Genomic DNA, 20,296 nt, shown 5'->3' with positions numbered 1-20,296 from the left:
TTTTCATTATGGATATCAGCAATCGCTGATGTATATGTTATATCAAAAACTAACTGAGGTGTCAACATATTTATAAATATATCTATAAAACACAAGAGAGCCAGATTTCTCCGACTCTCTTAAATATGCATCCACAAATGCATACCCCAATTAGTATCTATAATTTCCTACCTTATCGCATCCTTCATGCTCTTCACATAATCTCTCACATAAGGCACACAGTCCTTGCCGTACTGGGCACACAGCTTGACGATGGCTGAACCGACGATGACGCCATCTGACTTTTCCGCCATCTGCTTTGCCTGCTCAGGTGTGGATATTCCGAAGCCTACAGCGCAAGGGATGTCCTTCGTCTTCTTCACCAGATCGACCATTGCTCCTATGTCTGTGGTGATCTTGGTTCTGGTTCCTGTTACACCGAGTGATGACACGCAGTATACAAATCCACTCGCATCATTTGCGATCATGGATATTCTCTCATGGGATGTAGGTGCGATGAGTGAAATGAGATCCACAGCATACTGCTTGCAGATTCCGTCGAACTCATCCTTCTCCTCGTAAGGAATGTCAGGAAGGATCAGACCGTCTATGCCAATCTCCCTGCATGTGCTGATGAATCTCTCCGAACCGTACGAGAACACGACATTTGCATATGTCATGAACACCATAGGTATTGTCTCTTTCTTGCGGAGCTTTCTCACAAGGTCAAATACCTTGTCTGTCGTCACGCCGCCTGCAAGCGCTCTTATATTTGCGCCTTGAATGACCGGACCCTCGGCTGTCGGGTCTGAGAATGGGATTCCCAGCTCTATAAGGTCTGCACCGGCCTCCACCATTGCGTATACTACCTCCTCTGTCACATCCAGCGACGGATCGCCACATGTCACAAATGGTATAAATGCTTTTCCATGTTCAAATGCTTTTGCTATATTACTCATGAAGATCCTCCCCTCTGTATCTTGCGATGGCTGCAACGTCCTTGTCACCACGTCCTGATACATTGATCACTATTATCTTATCCTTGTCCATTGTAGGTGCCAGCTTCATGGCGTAAGCCACAGCGTGTGCGCTCTCTATCGCAGGGATGATTCCCTCGATCCTTGACAAATACTCAAATGCATCAACTGCCTCGTCATCTGTGATCGCCACATACTCTGCACGTCCGATGTCGTGAAGGTATGCGTGCTCAGGTCCGATTCCCGGATAGTCAAGTCCCGCTGAGATAGAATATACAGGTGCGATCTGGCCAAATTCATCCTGACAGAAGTAGGACTTCATGCCGTGGAATATACCAAGCTTTCCAGTTGCGATAGTTGCCGCTGTCTCAAATGTATCAACACCTCTGCCCGCTGCCTCACAGCCGATCAGCCTGACGCTCTCGTCAGGTATGAAATCGTAGAAAGCTCCGATGGCATTTGAACCGCCGCCCACACATGCCATGACGACATCAGGAAGTCTTCCCTCCTTCTCCATGAGCTGTGCCTTGATCTCTTTACTGATCACAGCCTGGAAATCACGAACGATCTCAGGGAAAGGATATGGTCCCATGACTGAGCCGAGTACATAGTGTGTGTCATCAATCCTGCTTGTCCACTCACGGAATGCCTCAGATACAGCATCCTTCAGTGTGGCTGTTCCGGTCTTTACCGGATGAACCTTTGCGCCTAAAAGTCTCATTCTATATACATTGAGAGCCTGTCTGATCGTGTCCTCCTCGCCCATGTATATCTCGCACTCCATGCCCATCATGGCTGCAACTGTAGCTGTTGCAACTCCATGCTGTCCGGCACCGGTCTCCGCGATAACTCTTGTCTTGCCCATTCTCTTGGCAAGGAGCATCTGTCCGATTACGTTGTTGATCTTGTGCGCTCCTGTGTGGTTCAGATCCTCTCTCTTGAGGTAGATCTTTGCACCGCCCAGATCCTTTGTCATTCTCTCCGCATAGTAAAGTCTGCTAGGTCTTCCCGCATACTCGTTGAGCATCTCTGTGAGTTCTCTGTTGAACTCCGGATCATCTTTATATTTCTTGTAAGCCTCCTCCAGCTCCAGCATCGCATTCATCAGAGTCTCTGGAATATACTGGCCGCCGTGAACGCCAAATCTGCCTTTTGACATATGTTTTCCCTCCTGTTTTTGTCTTCTCAGATATATTTTCAAATGTAATTTCTACACTTTTGTATTGTGTTTCTTCTATATAATATGTTACTCGCCTCTAAGTTCCGCAAATAACTTCTTCTTGTCGGGACTTCTCATAAATGTCTCACCTATGAGCACTGCATCAGTTCCATTTGCCTTGAGCCTGTCTATGTCCTCTTTTGCCTTGATTCCACTCTCAGACACATACACCATCTTCTGGGGTGCTAAAGTGTCAGCCGCAGCTCCTGTACCAGTGACAGGTACCTCCGTCCCCATATGGGTGGCTGGCACCGTATCCGGTATCAGCTTTCTAAGACGAACGCTGTTCATGATATCCACCGTAAATGTTCTGAGATCCCTGTTGTTCACTCCGATGATACCGGCTCCGCAGGCTATCGCCCGTCTGACCTCATCCTCATCGTGAGCCTCAACCAGAGCCGACATTCCAAGTTCATGTGCAAGCCGAAGATATGAGACAAGCTGCTCGTCATCCAGTATTGCGCAAATCAAAAGCACCGCCGAGGCTCCTATGACCTTTGCCTCATATATCATATACTCGTCAACTGTAAAATCCTTCCTCAGCAGCGGTATATTTACCTCCTTCTTTATATCCATCAGGAACTGATTGCTTCCCTGGAAATAAAACGGCTCAGTGAGCACCGATATGGCTGAAGCACCAGCCGCCTCATATTCCTTTGCGATCTCAACATAAGGAAAGTCCGGTGCGATAAGCCCCTTGGAAGGCGATGCCTTCTTGACCTCACAGATAAACGATATTCCATCCGCTTCCAGATTATCTCTAAACGGGAACTTACTATATGGGCTGCTGCCGTTATCCGTCTCTCTGGCAACTATATCAAGTGCCTGTCTCTTCATCTCCTCAAGAGGAACTTTTTTCTTCTGCTCCGCCACACGTTCCTTTGTCTTTGCAGCTATCTCATCTAATATCATCTCTTACCTCTCTATACAACTTTCTATCATAGTCTGCGATGAAACTTATCTACTCATTTGTCAGTCTTACAAATGCATCAAGCGTCTCAGCAGCCTTGTCACTGTCGATCACGTCCTCTGCAACCTTGATTCCATCCGCTATGGAATCTGCCTTGCCTGCGATGTAGATACAAGCTGCTGCGTTCAGTACAACTGCATTTCTCTTGGCTCCTTTAATCTTGCCTGACAGGATATCGCGGGTAATCTGCGCGTTTTCCTCTGGATCGCCGCCCACCAGATCCTCCTTGCTGCATCTCTCAAATCCGAAATTCTCTGGCTTGATCTCGTACTTTGTGATCCCGCCATCTTTGATCTCTGCAACTGTTGTAGGTGCGCTCATGGATATCTCATCCAGACAATCCTGTCCGTATACGACAAGTCCCCGTTTTACGCCAAGACCAACAAGTACAGGAGCCATCTGATCAACAAGCTCCTCCTTGTATACTCCCATGATCTGCATCTGAGCCTTTGCCGGGTTGGTAAGAGGACCAAGGATATTGAATACTGTCGGTATTCCAAGTGCCTTTCTGACCGGACCTGCATATTTCATCGCCTTATGATATACCTGGGCAAACATAAAGCTCATGTTGCACTCAGCGAGAACCTTGCCCATCTTTTCAGGTGATATGGAGATATTTACACCAAGAGCCTCAAGTACATCCGCTGCGCCACTCTTGCTCGATACGCTTCTGTTGCCGTGCTTTGCGATCGGTACTCCGGCCGCTGCTGCAACTATACCACTCGTTGTCGATATATTAAATGAATTCGCACAATCTCCGCCTGTTCCCACGATCTCAAGAACATCTATTCCGTCATGTGGAAGAGACTCCGCATGGTCTCTCATTCCATTTGCACTGGCTGTTATCTCGTCAAGCGTCTCGCCCTTCATGTGAAGCGCTGTGAGATATCCCGCCGTTGTCTCTCCCGGCACCTGTCCACTGAATATCTCATCCATGCTGGCATATGCCTCATCGTATGTAAGATCCTGTCCTGCTGCTATCTTCTTAAGAGTTTCCTGTATCATCGCCATATCCTCCTTATTTTATATCATTTTATATCTCTAAAAAATTTCTGAGCATTATCTTGCCCTTCGGTGTCAGTATCGACTCCGGATGGAACTGAACTCCATATACCTCATAATCCCTGTGTTTCACCGCCATGATCTCTCCATCCTCCGTCCTGGCTGTGACCTCCAGACATTCCGGGAAATTCTCATCGGCTGCTGCCAGTGAATGATATCTGGCAACCTGTATCTTGCTCTGAAGTCCTCTGAACAATCTGCAGTTCAGATCCACATCAACCAGCGACATCTTTCCATGCATAAGTTTCTTTGCATATGTGACTGTCGCACCATATGTCTCACAAATCGCCTGATGTCCGAGACACACGCCGAGGATTGGTACTTTTCCTGCAAAATATCTCACCGCTTCCTCACACATTCCCGCATCCGAAGGTCTTCCGGGTCCCGGTGAGATGATTATGTGATCCGGATTCATCGCCTCGATCTCCTCACAGGTGAACTCATCATTTCTTATGACCTTTATATCCGGATTTATTGCCCCCACAAGCTGATACAGGTTGTAGGAGAAGCTGTCATAATTATCTATAAGTATTGTCATTTATTTTGTCCTCCTTATATGTATTGTGCATGCGCATGAAAGGCGCTCATTGTGAGTGCTGTTGTAACTGCCTTTGCCTTGTTGATACATTCCTGGAACTCATTTGCCGGAACACTGTCCGCCACGATTCCTGCTCCGGATCTGACAAATACCTTGTCACCCTTTTTGTATGCGATCCTTATGGCTATACATGTATCAAGATTCCCTGTGAAATCTATGTATCCTATGGCACCGCCATATATTCCTCTCTTGTTGTTCTCCAGCTCGTTGATGATCTGACACGCCCTGATCTTCGGTGCTCCCGAGAGGGTTCCTGCTGGAAGTACCGCATCTACGGCTGACAGCTCATCATACCTGCTGTCATCGATCTCTCCTTTGACCGTTGACCCGATATGCATTACATGTGAGTACCTCTGAACCTTCATGTACTGCTCAACCTCAACAGTTCCGAACTTGCTTATCTTACCAAGATCATTTCTTCCGAGATCCACCAGCATGTTGTGCTCCGCCAGCTCCTTCTCATCCGCCATAAGTCCGGCCTCAAGTCTCATATCCTCTTCCTTTGTCTTTCCCCTCGGTCTCGTTCCAGCAAGAGGAAATGTGTGGAGCACACCATTCTCAAGCTTTACCAGTGTCTCAGGCGATGCGCCCGCAACCTCTATCTGGTCGCCGCTGAAGTAGAACATATACGGAGAAGGATTTGTGCTTCTGAGAACCCTGTATGTATTGAACAGTGAACCCTCCATCTCAGCCTCAAGTCTGTTGGACAGAACCACCTGGAAGATATCTCCCTCGAATATGTACTTCTTTGCCCTCTCGACCATGCTGCAATATTTTTCTTTATTGAACAGAGGCTTGAAATCACTCTTCATCTTAACCGGCTCTATCTCAGCCATCTCTCCATCGAGGATTAGCTTCTTCATATCTTCTATGTCAGCAAGTGCCTTTGCATATCCGGCTTCTATATCGGACGTGTCAGCATTTGCAATGAGGATCAGCTTTGACTTGAAATTGTCAAATGCTATGACCTTGTCAAAGAGCATGAGATCCAGATCCTGAAATTCCTCATCGTCATCGGCATCGATCACAAGCTTCTTCTCACTGTACTTTATATAATCATATGAGAAGTAACCGACAAACCCGCCTGTAAATGTTGGAAGTCCTTCTATTTTCGGACTCTTGTAATCCTTGAGAATCTCTCTTATGAATACCTCAGGATGAATGTCATCCGCTTTCTTTATCACATTTCCATCTATATCCTTGAGCTGTATGTGCCCATTCATGCATGTGACATCAAGCTTTGGATTATAACCAAGAAATGTGTAGCGTCCCCACACCTCCTGATTCTCCACGCTCTCAAGTATGTAACAGTGCTCATTTGCCGCTTTCAGCTTTCTGAGTAAGTTGATCGGTGTGATCACATCCGATAACATCTCGCAGCACACCGGAACCATCCTATATCCGTCTGCCGCATATTTCTTTGCCTCGTTAAGTTCTGGTCTTATCATGTCTCATCCTCCTTGTTTTTGAACACTATCATGCATTCAATAAATTTCCCTGTGCTCATCTCTTTCATATATGTCTATCAGGCTATCGTCAAAGGATCTATCAAATGTCACATGTCTTTCTGCAAACTAAAAAAGCACCACAGGACATAAAAAAATTCCTTATCCTACAAACATTAGGACAAGAAATCTAATCTCCTGCGGTGCCACCTAATTTCATCAATAAATAAAAAAAAATATATATAAATAATTTATATATATTTATATATATCGATGCCCTCGACCATATACAATCATATATGTACCTTCTATAACGGTAGGTCTCCGTCTCCCCTACTTGAATCTCAAATCTTTCGGTTTGCCCTCACAAGTCCATTCACCTGCACTCCCATCGCTGCAATCACACCACCTGCAACTCTCTGAACATGTTATATGCCGCTACTCCTCTTGATCAACGGTTTATCTTATATCTGTAACCATAATGCGCTTTCCTAGTAAATTTGTCAAGAATAATTTTTCAAGTTTTTGCTATATTTTCACTCGTTTTTTACTGTTTCCCGCATATTTGCTGGACTTTTTCCACTTATCATTTATTTTATACTTTCTTTATTATTTGTTGATTGACTACCCCATCTAACTGAAATATTCTATACATTAGGCATTATAATAGAGAACACATCTATTCAAAATATAATCTTTTCCGAAAAATTCGAAAAGTTATCAACATTAAGGAGTAGTTATGAACACAAGTACAATTTCTTCAAATTCCGAAGAGAGGATGGGCACGGCGCCGATATTTAAACTTATGCTCTCCATGGGCATTCCAACATTTGTGGCGCAGCTCATCAATCTCTTATACAACATAGTGGACAGAATATACATAGGACATATCCCCGAGGTAGGCGCAGCATCCCTCACCGGAATCGGACTGTGTCTCCCGATCATCACCCTTGTAAGTGCATTCAGCGTGTTCGTGGGCGCGGGCGGAGCACCTCTGGCTTCCATTGCTCTCGGTAAAGGCGACAGGGACAAGGCACAGCGCATCCTGTCAAATGGCGTAACCCTGCTCATCATATTTACAGTTATTGTTATGGCTGTCATCTACACATTGAAGAAACCGCTTCTGTATTTCTTCGGTGCCAGCGATGCCACCTATCCACATGCCGATGACTATCTGAGTATTTACCTTATAGGCACTATATTTGTCATGATCACCACCGGACTGAACACATTTATCACAGCCCAGGGACAGTCAAAGACCGCCATGTTTTCTGTGCTCATAGGAGCCATATTCAACATCATCCTCGATCCGATATTCATATTTGCACTGAACCTCGGAATCAAGGGTGCGGCCATAGCGACCGTCATATCCCAGGCGATAAGCGCGGCATGGGTTATCAGATTTCTGACATCCGACAAGGCTAGTCTTCGCATATCAGCGCAGATGATGCGCCCACAGGGCAAACTGATCCTGTCAATTGCAGCCCTCGGAGTGTCCCCATTTATCATGCAGGTCACGGAGAGCCTTATAACCATCGTGTTCACTCACGGGCTCCAGAAGTACGGCGATGACCTGTACGTGGGATCATTCACCATACTCCAAAGTATCATGCAGATTATATTTATCCCGATGAGCGGTTTCTCCCAGGGAGTCCAGCCCATCATCAGCTACAACTACGGCAAGGGCAACGTGGACAGAGTGAAGAAGACATGTACCATACTGATAACCATGTCCATCATAGTGTCATTTGTCCTGGCTGGGGCCGCATTCCTGTTTCCGTCCGTGGCAGCCGGAATATTTACCTCGGATGAATCCCTCAAAGCACTCTGTGCAAAAGTTCTTCCGATATACATATTCGGAATGATGTTCTTTGGCATACAGAACGGATGTCAGCAGTCCTTCATATCCATGGGACAAGCAGGCAAATCCCTTATATTTGCACTGCTGAGAAAGGTCATACTGATAATCCCACTCGCGATCATCCTGCCATACTGCACGCACTCAGTCATGAGTATTTACTACGCCGAGCCTATCAGCGACATAGTGTCCGCATTCTCATGCGGCGCAACATTCATGCTGACATTTAAGTCAATGATGAAAGGTGCAGGGAAGAAGTAACCCTCCTCATTTTCCTTCTCAGCAACACCATGCCCACCACGCACGACACGATCTCCGTGATCGGGAATGCCCACCATATCAGTGATACATCCGTCTGACCGCCTCTGACCAGAGCCGCAAATGCTCCGGCAAGCGGCAGGATGATTATCAACTGTCTGAGCAGCGATATCACAAACGATTCCACACCGCCTTCAAGGGCCTGATATATTCCCTGAAATGCAACATTTACCCCGGCAAATACAAAACTTAGGGAGATTATCCTCATGGCGTCTATAAAATACACTCTGGACTGTCCCGCATTGAAAAGTCCGGCAAATGCAGCTGGAAACAGCTCTGTCACAGCCATTCCAAACACCATCAGCACTATTGTGTAGATTATTCCATACTTAATCGCATCATTTATCCTCTTTCTGTCACCCATTCCATAGCTGTATGCCGTGATCGGGGTGATCGCATCCCTGAGTCCAAATGCGAGAAACAGCACAAACTGCTGAACCTTGTAGAACAGACCATATGCAGTCTGCGCCGACTGGTTAAACTTGAGAATGAGATTCAGCGCGTATACCATGATGGACATAAGTGCCTGGGCTATGATGGCCGGGAGTCCTATGGCATATATTCCCCGGATGATTCTCCAGTCAGGCTTCATGTATGCACATCCATGTTCAAATTCCTTATTAAGTCTCAGATGGAACACGCACAGCAGAACCGCAGACGCTATCTGACCTATAATAGTCGCATAGGCGGCTCCTCTGACACCCATCTCTGGAAATGGTCCCACTCCGTATATGAGAAGCGGATCAAGTATGATGTTTATGACAGCTCCCATCACCTGACCTATCGTTGAATACATGGATCTGCCAGTTGCCTGAAGCAGCTTCTCAAACAACGAGAAGAATATTATTCCAAATGAATACACACAGCATATTCTTAGATAATCCACAGCCATCTCTGTGACCTGCGTGTCCATAGTCTGTGAGACTATATAAGTCCTCACTCCCAATATTCCAAATAACAAACACACCACATATATTACAGCACCGAGAAACAGACTGTTGCCAGCCACCTTGGCAGCTCTTTCCTTATCACCCTGACCAAGGGTTCTGGCAATAAACGCATTTGTGCCGACTCCCGTGCCTATGCCCAGAGCAACCATGAGCATCTGCACCGGAAATACCAGCGTGAGGGCATTTAACGCAGCCTCACTTCCCACCTTCATATTTCCCACAAATGCGCTGTCTACGATGTTGTACACCGCCTGAAGCGCCATGGAAAGAATCATAGGAATACCCATCTGGATCATCAGCTTTCCAACTGGCATATCTTTCATCTTATTTCTCTCTCTGTTTTCCTCTTTGTTCTTATCCATTTCTTCCACTCTTCAAACTCCTTTCCCTGAACAAAAAAAGCAGCTATCGCCTAAGTTAGTTGGACTTACGCTGAATAGCTACACACTAGAAAATTATTATATATACACATAAAAAGCGAGTGACAAAACTGGATTTACGCAATCTTTGCCACTCGCTTTCGATGTGTATTATACTTTTTGTTTTTGAAAAAGTAAAGTTGTAAAATTTATAATGGACTGAACATGTTATCCAGAATATCCTGATAATTTCTGTCACCAAGTGTCTCTATAGCTATTATCATCGTATACTTTCCGTCATCTGATCTTACTATTACATTTGTCAGAGAGTACTCAGTTCCAGACATATCAGCCGTTGCTGTACATATGTAGTGCTCTTCGCCAAATACTGTACACTTGGAATAATCAGTCTCAATATTGCTTGCTTCAGCGCCAATTCTACTTGCTGTAGATGTAATAACAGTATCCATCTGAGCAACAGTTGCCTTTGCTACTGTATTCTCATCAGCCCACACATCATAACCGTAATTTCCACCACCCTTAGGGGACTTTATTTTGAGCAGAATATAGTGTGTACCATCATTTGCACAGAATGCATAATCGTTTCCTACCGTAAAGCTATTGTCCAGATTATCCAATGCCCTCTGTACAGTCTCATCGCTATTGGAATCCTCCACAACCTCAGAGATATCGGTGGCAGTCAGTAATGAACCTCTTGTCTGAATTCCATAGCTTCCTTCAAGGTTGATCTTAAATCCAAAATACGAATTCTCATAACCATTCTTGGTGTATACACCTACTATTGAAGGATCAGCTTCTGCCTCTTCACTGTCCTCTGTATCTTCCTCTGTGTCCTCCTCATCAATGGCGACCGAACTGTCCTCAGTATCATCTGCAGTGTCCTGTGTTTCAGTATCCTGCTCCTCTGTTGCTGCTTCTGTCTCAGCTTCAGTTGTAGCCTTAGTTACAGAATTGTCATTGCCCCCACAGCCTGTCAGCATCAATCCCATCATCATTGCAGCCACTACAATATAACTTGTTCCCTTTTTCATATTGTTCATTTCCTCCTAAATGTATAAAATTAGCAACATCTCTATTATAAGGTAACTATTATATTATGCAAGATATTTATGATTGCAAACTATACAAACCTGACGGCTGTCCACTATAGCTATGAACTTTTCTTTATTATATACGTCCACCATATACAGGAAAACCACTGCTCGCTCCATAGCTCTCGATCTTCTTGAAATTCTTAAGAGCCTCCATATCCTCTGCACTTATCTCGAAATCGACCTCTGTATTGCTCTTCATGTGCTCTGGATTGGCCGTCTTTGGCAGTGAAATTGTTCCGAGCTGGATAGTATATCTGATGCAGAGCTGTGGAACAGTCACACCATACTTGTCCGCCATAGCCTTGATCTCAGGCTGATTGAGTATCTCACCATGTGCGATAGGTGAATAAGCCTCAACAAGTATATCGTTCTTCTGACAGTAATCCACCAGTTCTATCGGAGTATTGCTGATGTGAAGAAGTATCTGGTTGACCATAGGCTTGATCTCAGCAGTCTCCATAAGGCTCTCGATATCACCGATCTGGAAATTGGATATACCAATAGCCTTGAGCTTGCCTTCCTTGTATGCCTCCTCAAGTGCTCTCCATGCTGCTCTGTTGCCCTCCACGTATCTGTCATCGCTCTGATTTACCTTTACCCAAGGCTGTGGGCTGTGAATGATCATCATATCGAGATAGTCAAGTCCCATCTTCTCAAGCGTTCCATCGATTCCCGCCTTGGCCTCCTCATATGTCTTGTGCTCAGCCGCAACCTTTGAGACTACGAACAGTTCTTCTCTTGGAATACCACAGGTTCTAACTCCTTCGCCTACTCCGCGCTCATTGCCGTATGCCTGTGCAGTGTCAATATGTCTGTAACCTATCTTTACGGCCTCCCTCACGGCATCTGCTACCTTGTCATCGTCGATGAACCATGTTCCAAGTCCAAGCTTTGGAATTGCTACTCCATTGTTAAGTGTGTAAGTTTCTTTTAACATTTTTATATCCTCCTGTTTCTTTTTATTTCAATTTCAAATTATTTCCAGCTATGTTTATTACATCTGTTCAGTTACTTATCTGACACATTACTGTCCAAGGCCGAGCCCGCTTATCCAGTCGGCCACATCCTGCTGTGTCACACCCGACGAGAATCTCTGACCATCCTTCCAGTCTCCGCTTCCTGCCTCAGAAGCCAGATCATCTGCACTGCTTCCCAGTCCCGAGCTCGCCGATGTGCAGAACGGATATACAGTCTTGCCAGTGAAGTCATTTGCCTTGACAAATGAATCTACCGGCCATGCAGACGTTCCCCACCATATAGGATAACCTACAAATACCGTATCATACGATTCCCAGCCAGGAACTTCAGTGGTGGTAAGCTCCACATCCCTGAGGCTTTCGTCATTGTGTTCCTTTGATACCCTGCTGCTGTCATCATTGTAGTTCAGATCATCCGATGTATACTCCTGGGCCGGGGTGATCTCAAATATATCTGCTCCTGTCTCTGCCGCTATATATTCTGCAGCATCTTTTGTATTTCCAGTTGCTGAAAAATAGATCACCAGAGTCTTACCTGTCTCTGTGTCAACATTGTCTGTCTCATCAGCGCTGCTTTCCTCGCTGGTCTGTTCCTCTGATACCGTAGAGTCAGCGTTGTCGTTGCTTGTATCGGCCTCATTGACCGCATCCGTAACAACCTCTGTCTGGGTTTCTGCCTGTGTGGTACTTTTACTTTCTGTGCTGTCGCCACTTCCGCATCCAACAAGTCCAAAAGCCATAACAGCACACACTAAAAATGCTCCTAATTTCTTCATTAAAGCGTCCTCCTGTCTGTTTTAACTACCATATTTTCGAAAAACGTCAGGAACTGTTTCTCTGACATATCTAATAATACTCTTTGGAGTTCACTTCAAGGCAAGGACTTTTTTTGTATTCTTGATTTTTCTATCGTCTGCTCATTTTTGCTGTATTTTCACTCCACAAATCAAGCACCATATATTTTGTATCTTTTTCCTTCTGAATCACCCATTTTAGGAAAATATTATCTCCTTTTCCATATAAAAAGGCCCGAAAGACACAAAATCTGTAAATTTGTATCTTTCGAGCCAATTTCAATCTTATTTGCGAAAATATTGTATCTTTTCTGTTGTAATCTGCCTGATGGAAACAATTTTGAGATAATTTTCTTCCACCGGATTTCAGCCAATCTTTATGATAAAGTCATATCTCCATCCTTAACCCAGCCGAGTTTTCTCACCACCATGTTGATGAGCGGGCAGAGAACTGCAGGAAGTACAAATGAGATTAGGATCAGACCAACCCAGTCCATAGCTGTGACCGCTGTCTTGCTTCCCGCCTCGATATCATTCATCCAGCCTGTGTATACTCCGATCTGTCCAACCAGACCACATGTACCCATACCTGATGATACAGGAGTTCCATTCATCTGAAGCTTGAACAGACATGTTGCAAGAGGACCTGTGATCGCAGAGGTAACTATAGGTGCGATCCAGATTCTCGGATTCTTGATGATGTTACCCATCTGGAGCATTGATGTTCCGATTCCTTGTGAAACAAGGCCACCCCATTTATTCTCTCTGAATGACATAACTGCAAATCCAACCATCTGCGCACAACATCCCGCCACAGCAGCACCGCCGGCCAGACCTGTAAGTCCGAATGCCGCACATATCGCAGCGGATGATATCGGAAGTGTAAGTGCCACACCGACGAGAACTGATACCGCAATACCCATCCAGAACGGCTGAAGGTTTGTAGCCAGCATGATGAGATCTCCGACCTTCATGGCTATGGCACCGAGTGTAGGTGCAAGAAGTGCAGACACAGCCACACCACTTCCGATGGTAACCAGAGGTGTCACCAGTATGTCAATCTTTGTCTCCTTTGAGACAACCTTTCCAAGTTCAGTTGCAATAACTGCAATAAAATAAACTGCCAGCGGGCCTCCTGCGCCGCCCAAGGCATTTGCCGCAAATCCAACTGTTATCAGTGAGAACAATACGAGCTGTGGTGCCTTAAGAGCATATCCTATAGCCACCGCCATCGCAGGTCCTGCCATAGCAGATGCGAGACCTCCAACTGTATAATCTGTCCCATTCACGGTCGCAACAACCGCTTTGAGAAATCCTACACCAAACTGATTGCCAAGTGTGTTCAATATAGTTCCGATAAGCAAAGTACAGAACAATCCCTGTGCCATGGCACCCAGGGCATCTATTCCGTATCTCTTGACGCTGAACACGATGTCCTTCTTCTTCAAGAATCCTTTTACCTTTTCCATCCTTCTTCTCCTTATTGAAATTATATTGCTGTCAATTACTTCAATTTCTCAAGTATACCCAGTGTATACCTCCATGTTCTCTGTACACTGGCAACATCCATAGACTCTCTGCTTGTATGGATATTCTTCATATCCGGGCCAAATGATACACAGTCCAGACCCGGCATCTTGCCAGCGAAAAGTCCACACTCCACTCCGGCGTGAATCGCCTGTATAACAGGCTTTCTTCCATACTGCTCTTCAAACACATCCACCATAATATCTCTGAGAGGAGAATCATGTCTGTACTCCCATGCAGGATAATCCCCCTGCACTTCCAGACTTCCACCAGCCGAGACAGATACACATCGGAGCTGATCTATCAGATTTTCCTTTTCAGACTGTACACTGCTTCTTACTGAAAAGCTTGCTGTGACCTCATCCTCAGTTGTATTCAATATTCCAAGATTCAGCGATGTCTGCACAAGCCCTTCTATATCATTGCTCATCTTCTGAATTCCATTTGGCATCATCATAAGACTCCTGATAACTATATCCGATGACTTTTCTGTCATAACTCTGTTGATCATGGTTCTACCATACATATCGTTCTGCACATCATCCGCGTTATTATATGAACCCAGATCATCTGACAGATCCGTTTCTACTTTCACTACAAGCTCTGGATCAGTATTTCCAAATTCATGCCTCAGAATCTTCTCATTCTTTTCCGCAGATTTTACAAAGTTATCCACATCCTCCGGATCAATACCCACATATGCCTCCGCCTTGTTAGGTATTGCATTGTCCTTAAGACCGCCCTTTATAGATATCAGTCTGTATGGAATATCCCTTCCTATATTATATAGAAGTCTTGCAAGCTGCTTGTCGGCATTTGCCCTCTGTTTTATGATCTCCACGCCGGAATGTCCACCGGTAAGACCCTCTACAATAATTTTCACAACTGAATGATCATCTTCTGCATTCTCATATTCAACCGGAATATGGCACGTAGCACACGCACCTCCGGCACATGACACCAGCAGATACCCCTCATCCTCAGAATCCAGATTGAGCATGATCCGTGACTTAAGTGGACTACAGTCAATCGCCGCAGCTCCCAGCATTCCTATCTCCTCATCAACCGTAAATACACACTCAATCGGTGGATGTGGTATATCATCGGCATCCAGTATAGCCAGTGCAAATGCCACAGCTATCCCGTCATCTCCGCCAAGGGTGGTTCCATCAGCGGATATCACTCCGTCCTCAAGCACTAGTCTCAGTCCGTCCCGCTCAAAATCAATATCACAGTCAACATCTTTCTCACAGACCATATCCATATGTCCCTGTAGCATGACAGGGGCACTGTCCTCATACCCGGCAGTTCCGTCCTTGAATATGATCACATTGTTGCTCTCATCCTGTATATATCTCAGATTTTTGTCTATGGCAAACTTCACCAGATAATCACTTATCTTCTTTGTATCCGACGATCCGTGTGGAATCCCGCATATCTCCTCAAAGAAATGAAAAACTCCATATGGCTCGATATTTGATAAAACTCCCATGCTATATTCTCCTTTTTATAGTATTTTTCATGCCCAATTACTTTATTAGAATACTTTCTATCAGGTATTTCATTTCAACTCTACAATCCGTATACTATCATGTCTCTGATTATATATTTGACACCCGTCAATTTCAACTCACCTCTCAAATTTCATAGTACCTGCATTCGTTGACTTTGTAACCTCTTAATGATATATATTAATCAAATGCGTAACTTAGCATACAACACAGATTGCACAGACATCCATGTGCAGTAGATTGGAGAGTATCATGTCAGAGAATTGTACACACAACTGCAGTACCTGTGGTCAGAGCTGTTCCAGCAGAACAGAACCACAGAGTCTTATCATAGAGCCACATCCAGGTTCACATATAAAACATATTATTGCCGTGGTCAGCGGCAAAGGAGGAGTCGGCAAATCCTCAGTAACCTGTCAGCTCGCCGTTCTCATGCAGCGCATGGGTTACAAGACAGCCATACTTGACGCAGATATCACAGGACCTTCTATTCCAAAGGCATTTGGCGTACATAAGACACCAGAGGCAGAAGGAGATTTCCTGTATCCCGATGAGACGGAAACAGGAATCAAGATCATGTCTGTGAATCTTCTTCTGGACGACGAGACAACACCTGTCCTCTGGAGAGGACCTATCATAGCGGGAACAGTCAAGCAGTTCTACTCAGACATCATCTGGGGAGACATAGACTATATGTTCATCGACTGTCCTCCTGGAACCGGTGACGTGCCACTTACCATATTCCAGTCCATCCCTATAGATGGAGTTGTGGTAGTTACCACCCCTCAGGATCTCGTATCTGTCATCGTTGGAAAGGCTGTTCACATGGCAGACAGCATGAATATCCCTGTCATTGGTATGATAGAGAATATGTCATATTTCATTTGTCCTGACTGCAATAACAAGCACTATATATTTGGCAAGAGCCAGCTTGAGCAGGTCATAAGAGACCTGTATATAGGCCACGCGATCCGTCTGCCTATCAATCCTTCCCTTGCGGGGCTTATGGATAGGGGTGAGATAGAGCACATGGAAGCAAATGCTGATCTTCAGGAATTTGCTGATCTCATAAGCACATTTGACCCTGACAAATACTAATTCACCTATCAGTTAATAACAATTATCATCTATTTTGGAGGTAAATAATATGGATATCCGGCACATCCTGAACAACTGCATATTGTGTCCAAGAAAATGCGGTGTAGACCGTACATCCGGTCACACAGGTGCCTGCCATATGACAGACACAGTCAGGGTGAGCCGTGCAGCGCTACACATGTGGGAAGAGCCATGTATATCCGGAGAGAACGGTTCAGGTGCCGTATTCTTCTCCGGATGTGCACTTGGATGCTGCTTCTGCCAGAATAAAGCCATATCCGGAGGCAAGGCTGGCAAGGATATATCCATATCAAGGCTGTGCAACATTTTCTTTGAGCTTCAGGATAAGGGTGCCAACAACATCAATCTTGTCACACCGGATCACTATATACCACAGATCATATCAGCTATAGACATGGCGAGATCACGGAACTTCAAGCTTCCATTTGTATATAACTGCAGTGGTTACGAAACGGCCGAGATGATACAGCTACTTGATGGCTATATAGACGTGTATCTTCCTGATTTCAAATTCATGTCACCGGATCTGTCCGCAAAATACAGTAATGCTCCAGACTATCCTGAACATGCCAAAGCCTCCATATCTGAGATGGTCAGACAATGCGGAGGAGACCAGACCCGCTTTGATGACGACGGAATTATGCAGAGAGGTGTTATCGTCCGTCATCTGCAGCTTCCTGATCATCTGGATGATTCCAAGTCAATAATCACATATCTATATAACACATACAAAGATTCAATATATATAAGCATCATGAACCAGTACACCCCTATGCCGGGAATTGAGAATAGATTTCCAGAGCTTGGCAGAACTATAACTCCTTCTGAATACGATGAGCTTGTGGATTATGCCATTGATATCGGCGTTGAAAATGGATTTATACAGGAGGGTGAGACAGCAAAAGAGAGCTTCATTCCAGCATTCGATAACGAAGGCGTGTAACCCACACATCTTCAAATAAGGAAATAAATAAAAGACCATGGATTTTTGCACAAAAAAATGGACCAGCCACAACATATTGCAGTCAATCCATCTTGTAGTGGGCCGCCGGGGGCTCGAACCCCGCACACCCTGATTAAGAGTCAGGTGCTCTACCAAATGAGCTAGCGGCCCGTATTTATTTGTTATGTTCGTCACAACAGAATAGATTATATATCAGTTCTGAGAATAATGCAAGTGTTTTTCTCATTTTTTTCAACTTTTCTGACATCCAGCAGATAATTCCAAACTGAGTGACAAAAAAATGGACCAGCCACAATTATATTGCAGTCAATCCACCTTGTAGTGGGCCGCCGGGGGCTCGAACCCCGCACACCCTGATTAAGAGTCAGGTGCTCTACCAAATGAGCTAGCGGCCCGTATTTATTATGTTGTGTTCGTCACAACAGATTAGAGTATACATTAGTTCTTTTTATAATGCAAGTGTTTTTTTCAACTTTTTTCATTTTTATTTGTTCGGTATTACTCTGCTCCTATCCCATACCAAAATTACCAGTTATATATATTGTTTGAATATCATTTTCGCCTATGTTATTATTATAAGGTATGACTTTTTCAATAAAAAGAAGATTTTTACAATAAATAGATGGAGATTACTATGAGACTGAGAAATGTAAAAGGATCAAGAGAGACTATCGCAGCAAATGACTATGTAGTGCACAATGAAACAGGCATGAAGGGGCATTGGCATGAGTTATTTGACAACGATAACCCTATACATATTGAGATAGGCATGGGCAAGGGACAGTTTATCATGGAGCTTGCAAGACGCAATCCTGATATCAATTACATAGGCATAGAGAAGTATTCAAGTGTCCTGGTGCGTGCCCTTGAGAAAAGAGAGCTTGAACCTGAGATGACTAATCTCTACTTTATAAGAATGGATGCCGAATATATAACTGACGTATTCGATACAAATGAAGTAGATAGAATATATCTCAATTTCTCGGACCCATGGCCAAAGGACAGGCATGCCAAGAGACGTCTCACATCTACACATTTTCTTGGTCTGTATGATCAGCTCCTCGCCCCTGAGGGAAGAGTTATATTTAAGACTGATAACAGAGGTCTTTTTGATTTCTCTCTGGAACAGGTTCCCGAGGCAGGATGGATCCTTGAGAACTACACATATGACCTTCACAATTCAGAATACAACGAAGGCAACATCATGACCGAGTATGAGACCAAATTCTCAGCAATGGGAACACCTATCAACAGACTCGTCGCATACAGAGAAAAGAAATAAACGTTGATTTTGCATTTGTTGACACACAGTTTTTGGTATACTACAATGAAGATTACAGCAAATTTATGGAAAGGAGTTTCATCATGGATACATCTTCTATAGAAAGTCTCAAATTGGTGCGCAAGACCAATCAGGATCTGTTGAATTTCTTCAATGATTCATATATCAGCAAGCTTGAGCAGGTTCAGTCACTCAAAACTGAAGATTTTGAACTCAAGGCAAAGATAGACCAGCTTATAAAGACATTAGATGTATACTCCTTCAAGACAAGCACTGGTCACAATGTATTTTCACCATTCTCAGTAGACACCACCTCACAGCAGGAAAAGGCTACTCAGATAGAGCTTCAGTTAAAGGAGCTTCAGGATATGCAGCAGACTCTTCATCTTCAGATCAAAGAGGACGAAGAAGAAACCGCATTGCTTAAGAAGCGTATAACTGATCTATCCACCTCCAACAGACATATAGATGATCTTCTGACGGAGGTGACTGAGGAAGTATCTACTATTAATAATGAAGATACAACAGAAACAGACGGACCAGATACTGATTCCCTGACAGCAGCGGATCACGGAAAAAATATCCTCAGATTGTACCAATATGAGAAAAAACAGCTTGCGGACAGGATTCAATCCGACATCACAGATGTTCTTGACTCCAATTCACACAAGCTGGATGTACTGTCCTGGCTTATAAGATCAGATATCAACAGAGCTAAGGTCACACTCGAAGAGCTCACCTCATCAACGGCAAAACTTGCCGACCATGTAGATGAACTTGCCAATTCTCTCTCTGGAGAATCAGACAGCGAAGAGCCTGTATGGAATCATCTTGAGAAACTTTTCCAGGGTTACAGGGATGAACATCCTGAATGTGGCATATCATACGACATCAACTGTGCTGATTATGCCATGAATATTCCAGGTATTGTAGCTACATATCTTTTATCAATAACTAAAGATATTATGGACAACATATTTGTTCATTCAAATGCCAACAAGGTCTCAATCAAGATATATCTGAGCAGTAAGCTCATAGATGTATATATCAACGACAATGGCGTGGGTATAGACAACAATTATGATACCAACAGTCCATGGTACAGCAGTCTCCACAGAATCAAGGAGATCATATATCTGTTAAATGGAACTCTGAAGATCGATGGAGATTCAAAAACCGGAACAAATGTAAGATTTACTATTCCACTTGAATAATAACGTATCTGTTGAAAGACATATATTACTTAGTTTACAGGTTGGATATCTTAAAGTA

Annotated in this window: 17 protein-coding genes and 2 tRNA genes; 5 read left to right on the top strand and 14 right to left on the bottom strand. The window is 44.3% G+C overall.

What is annotated here, in order from left to right; translation table 11 throughout:
• Positions 1-167: 167 nt before the first annotated feature.
• The 6 genes from trpA to GT575_RS03065 all read right to left on the bottom strand — a co-directional run bounded on the left by trpA (position 168) and on the right by GT575_RS03065 (position 6,253).
• On the bottom strand, positions 168-938 hold the full coding sequence (gene trpA, locus GT575_RS03090) for a tryptophan synthase subunit alpha (RefSeq protein ID WP_192934930.1): 771 nt from the start codon (positions 936-938) through the stop codon (positions 168-170).
• The gene (gene trpB, locus GT575_RS03085; protein ID WP_055280369.1) at positions 931-2,115 is read right to left on the bottom strand and encodes a tryptophan synthase subunit beta; all 1,185 of its coding nucleotides are present in this window, start codon (positions 2,113-2,115) and stop codon (positions 931-933) included. The genes trpA and trpB overlap by 8 nt, the downstream gene beginning before the upstream one ends.
• Positions 2,116-2,202: 87 nt before the next feature.
• Complete coding sequence (gene trpC / locus GT575_RS03080; RefSeq protein WP_161171458.1) at positions 2,203-3,087, bottom strand: indole-3-glycerol phosphate synthase TrpC; 885 nt, start codon at positions 3,085-3,087, stop codon at positions 2,203-2,205.
• A gap of 49 nt (positions 3,088-3,136) precedes the next feature.
• A complete protein-coding gene (gene trpD / locus GT575_RS03075; protein ID WP_161171457.1) occupies positions 3,137-4,150 on the bottom strand; it encodes an anthranilate phosphoribosyltransferase in 1,014 nt (337 codons plus the stop codon).
• 28 nt (positions 4,151-4,178) lie between these two features.
• A complete protein-coding gene (locus tag GT575_RS03070; RefSeq protein WP_161171456.1) occupies positions 4,179-4,745 on the bottom strand; it encodes an anthranilate synthase component II in 567 nt (188 codons plus the stop codon).
• 14 nt (positions 4,746-4,759) lie between these two features.
• Positions 4,760-6,253 carry an anthranilate synthase component I family protein gene (locus tag GT575_RS03065; RefSeq protein WP_161171455.1) on the bottom strand — a complete coding sequence of 498 codons (1,494 nt, stop codon included), beginning with the start codon at positions 6,251-6,253 and terminating at the stop codon, positions 4,760-4,762.
• A 736-nt stretch (positions 6,254-6,989) separates the two neighbouring features.
• On the opposite strand from GT575_RS03065, the gene GT575_RS03060 reads away from it, so the two are divergent.
• Positions 6,990-8,369, top strand: a complete 1,380-nt coding sequence (locus GT575_RS03060) for an MATE family efflux transporter (protein WP_022217402.1) — start codon at positions 6,990-6,992, stop codon at positions 8,367-8,369.
• Here GT575_RS03060 and GT575_RS03055 read toward each other — a convergent pair.
• From GT575_RS03055 to GT575_RS03030, 6 genes are all read right to left on the bottom strand, one after another.
• Positions 8,335-9,738, bottom strand: a complete 1,404-nt coding sequence (locus GT575_RS03055) for an MATE family efflux transporter (RefSeq protein ID WP_161171542.1) — start codon at positions 9,736-9,738, stop codon at positions 8,335-8,337. The genes GT575_RS03060 and GT575_RS03055 overlap by 35 nt on opposite strands.
• 206 nt (positions 9,739-9,944) lie before the next feature.
• Positions 9,945-10,787 carry a hypothetical protein gene (locus GT575_RS03050; protein ID WP_022217400.1) on the bottom strand — a complete coding sequence of 281 codons (843 nt, stop codon included), beginning with the start codon at positions 10,785-10,787 and terminating at the stop codon, positions 9,945-9,947.
• Between the two features lie 136 nt (positions 10,788-10,923).
• The gene (locus GT575_RS03045) at positions 10,924-11,787 is read right to left on the bottom strand and encodes an aldo/keto reductase (RefSeq protein WP_015534418.1); all 864 of its coding nucleotides are present in this window, start codon (positions 11,785-11,787) and stop codon (positions 10,924-10,926) included.
• An 87-nt stretch (positions 11,788-11,874) separates the two neighbouring features.
• The gene (locus GT575_RS03040) at positions 11,875-12,603 is read right to left on the bottom strand and encodes a flavodoxin (protein WP_015534419.1); all 729 of its coding nucleotides are present in this window, start codon (positions 12,601-12,603) and stop codon (positions 11,875-11,877) included.
• Between the two features lie 395 nt (positions 12,604-12,998).
• The gene (locus tag GT575_RS03035; RefSeq protein ID WP_055272015.1) at positions 12,999-14,090 is read right to left on the bottom strand and encodes a PTS transporter subunit IIC; all 1,092 of its coding nucleotides are present in this window, start codon (positions 14,088-14,090) and stop codon (positions 12,999-13,001) included.
• A 35-nt stretch (positions 14,091-14,125) separates the two neighbouring features.
• The gene (locus GT575_RS03030; RefSeq protein WP_161171454.1) at positions 14,126-15,640 is read right to left on the bottom strand and encodes an aminoacyl-histidine dipeptidase; all 1,515 of its coding nucleotides are present in this window, start codon (positions 15,638-15,640) and stop codon (positions 14,126-14,128) included.
• 271 nt (positions 15,641-15,911) lie between these two features.
• Between GT575_RS03030 and GT575_RS03025 the strand changes: the two genes are divergently transcribed.
• Together GT575_RS03025 and GT575_RS03020 are read left to right on the top strand one after the other, a co-directional pair.
• Complete coding sequence (locus tag GT575_RS03025) at positions 15,912-16,757, top strand: Mrp/NBP35 family ATP-binding protein (RefSeq protein ID WP_022217397.1); 846 nt, start codon at positions 15,912-15,914, stop codon at positions 16,755-16,757.
• A 49-nt stretch (positions 16,758-16,806) separates the two neighbouring features.
• Positions 16,807-17,721: a radical SAM protein gene (locus tag GT575_RS03020; RefSeq protein ID WP_055280377.1), complete on the top strand. Its 915-nt coding sequence runs from the start codon at positions 16,807-16,809 to the stop codon at positions 17,719-17,721.
• Positions 17,722-17,819: 98 nt separating this feature from the next.
• Here GT575_RS03020 and GT575_RS03015 read toward each other — a convergent pair.
• Together GT575_RS03015 and GT575_RS03010 are read right to left on the bottom strand one after the other, a co-directional pair.
• A tRNA-Lys gene (locus GT575_RS03015) sits at positions 17,820-17,892 on the bottom strand.
• Between the two features lie 172 nt (positions 17,893-18,064).
• Positions 18,065-18,137: transfer RNA gene (locus GT575_RS03010), tRNA-Lys, on the bottom strand.
• A 239-nt stretch (positions 18,138-18,376) separates the two neighbouring features.
• Between GT575_RS03010 and trmB the strand changes: the two genes are divergently transcribed.
• Positions 18,377-19,024 carry a tRNA (guanosine(46)-N7)-methyltransferase TrmB gene (gene trmB, locus GT575_RS03005; protein ID WP_015534422.1) on the top strand — a complete coding sequence of 216 codons (648 nt, stop codon included), beginning with the start codon at positions 18,377-18,379 and terminating at the stop codon, positions 19,022-19,024.
• A gap of 83 nt (positions 19,025-19,107) precedes the next feature.
• Positions 19,108-20,238: a sensor histidine kinase gene (locus GT575_RS03000; protein ID WP_055145981.1), complete on the top strand. Its 1,131-nt coding sequence runs from the start codon at positions 19,108-19,110 to the stop codon at positions 20,236-20,238.
• Positions 20,239-20,296 lie beyond the last annotated feature (58 nt).

Source organism: Coprococcus sp. BIOML-A2, assembly GCF_009875795.1.
Taxonomy (GTDB): Bacteria; Bacillota; Clostridia; order Lachnospirales; family Lachnospiraceae; genus Coprococcus; species Coprococcus aceti.
The sequence above is the reverse complement of the archived record's forward strand: the minus strand, read 5'-3'. Positions and strand labels throughout refer to the sequence as shown.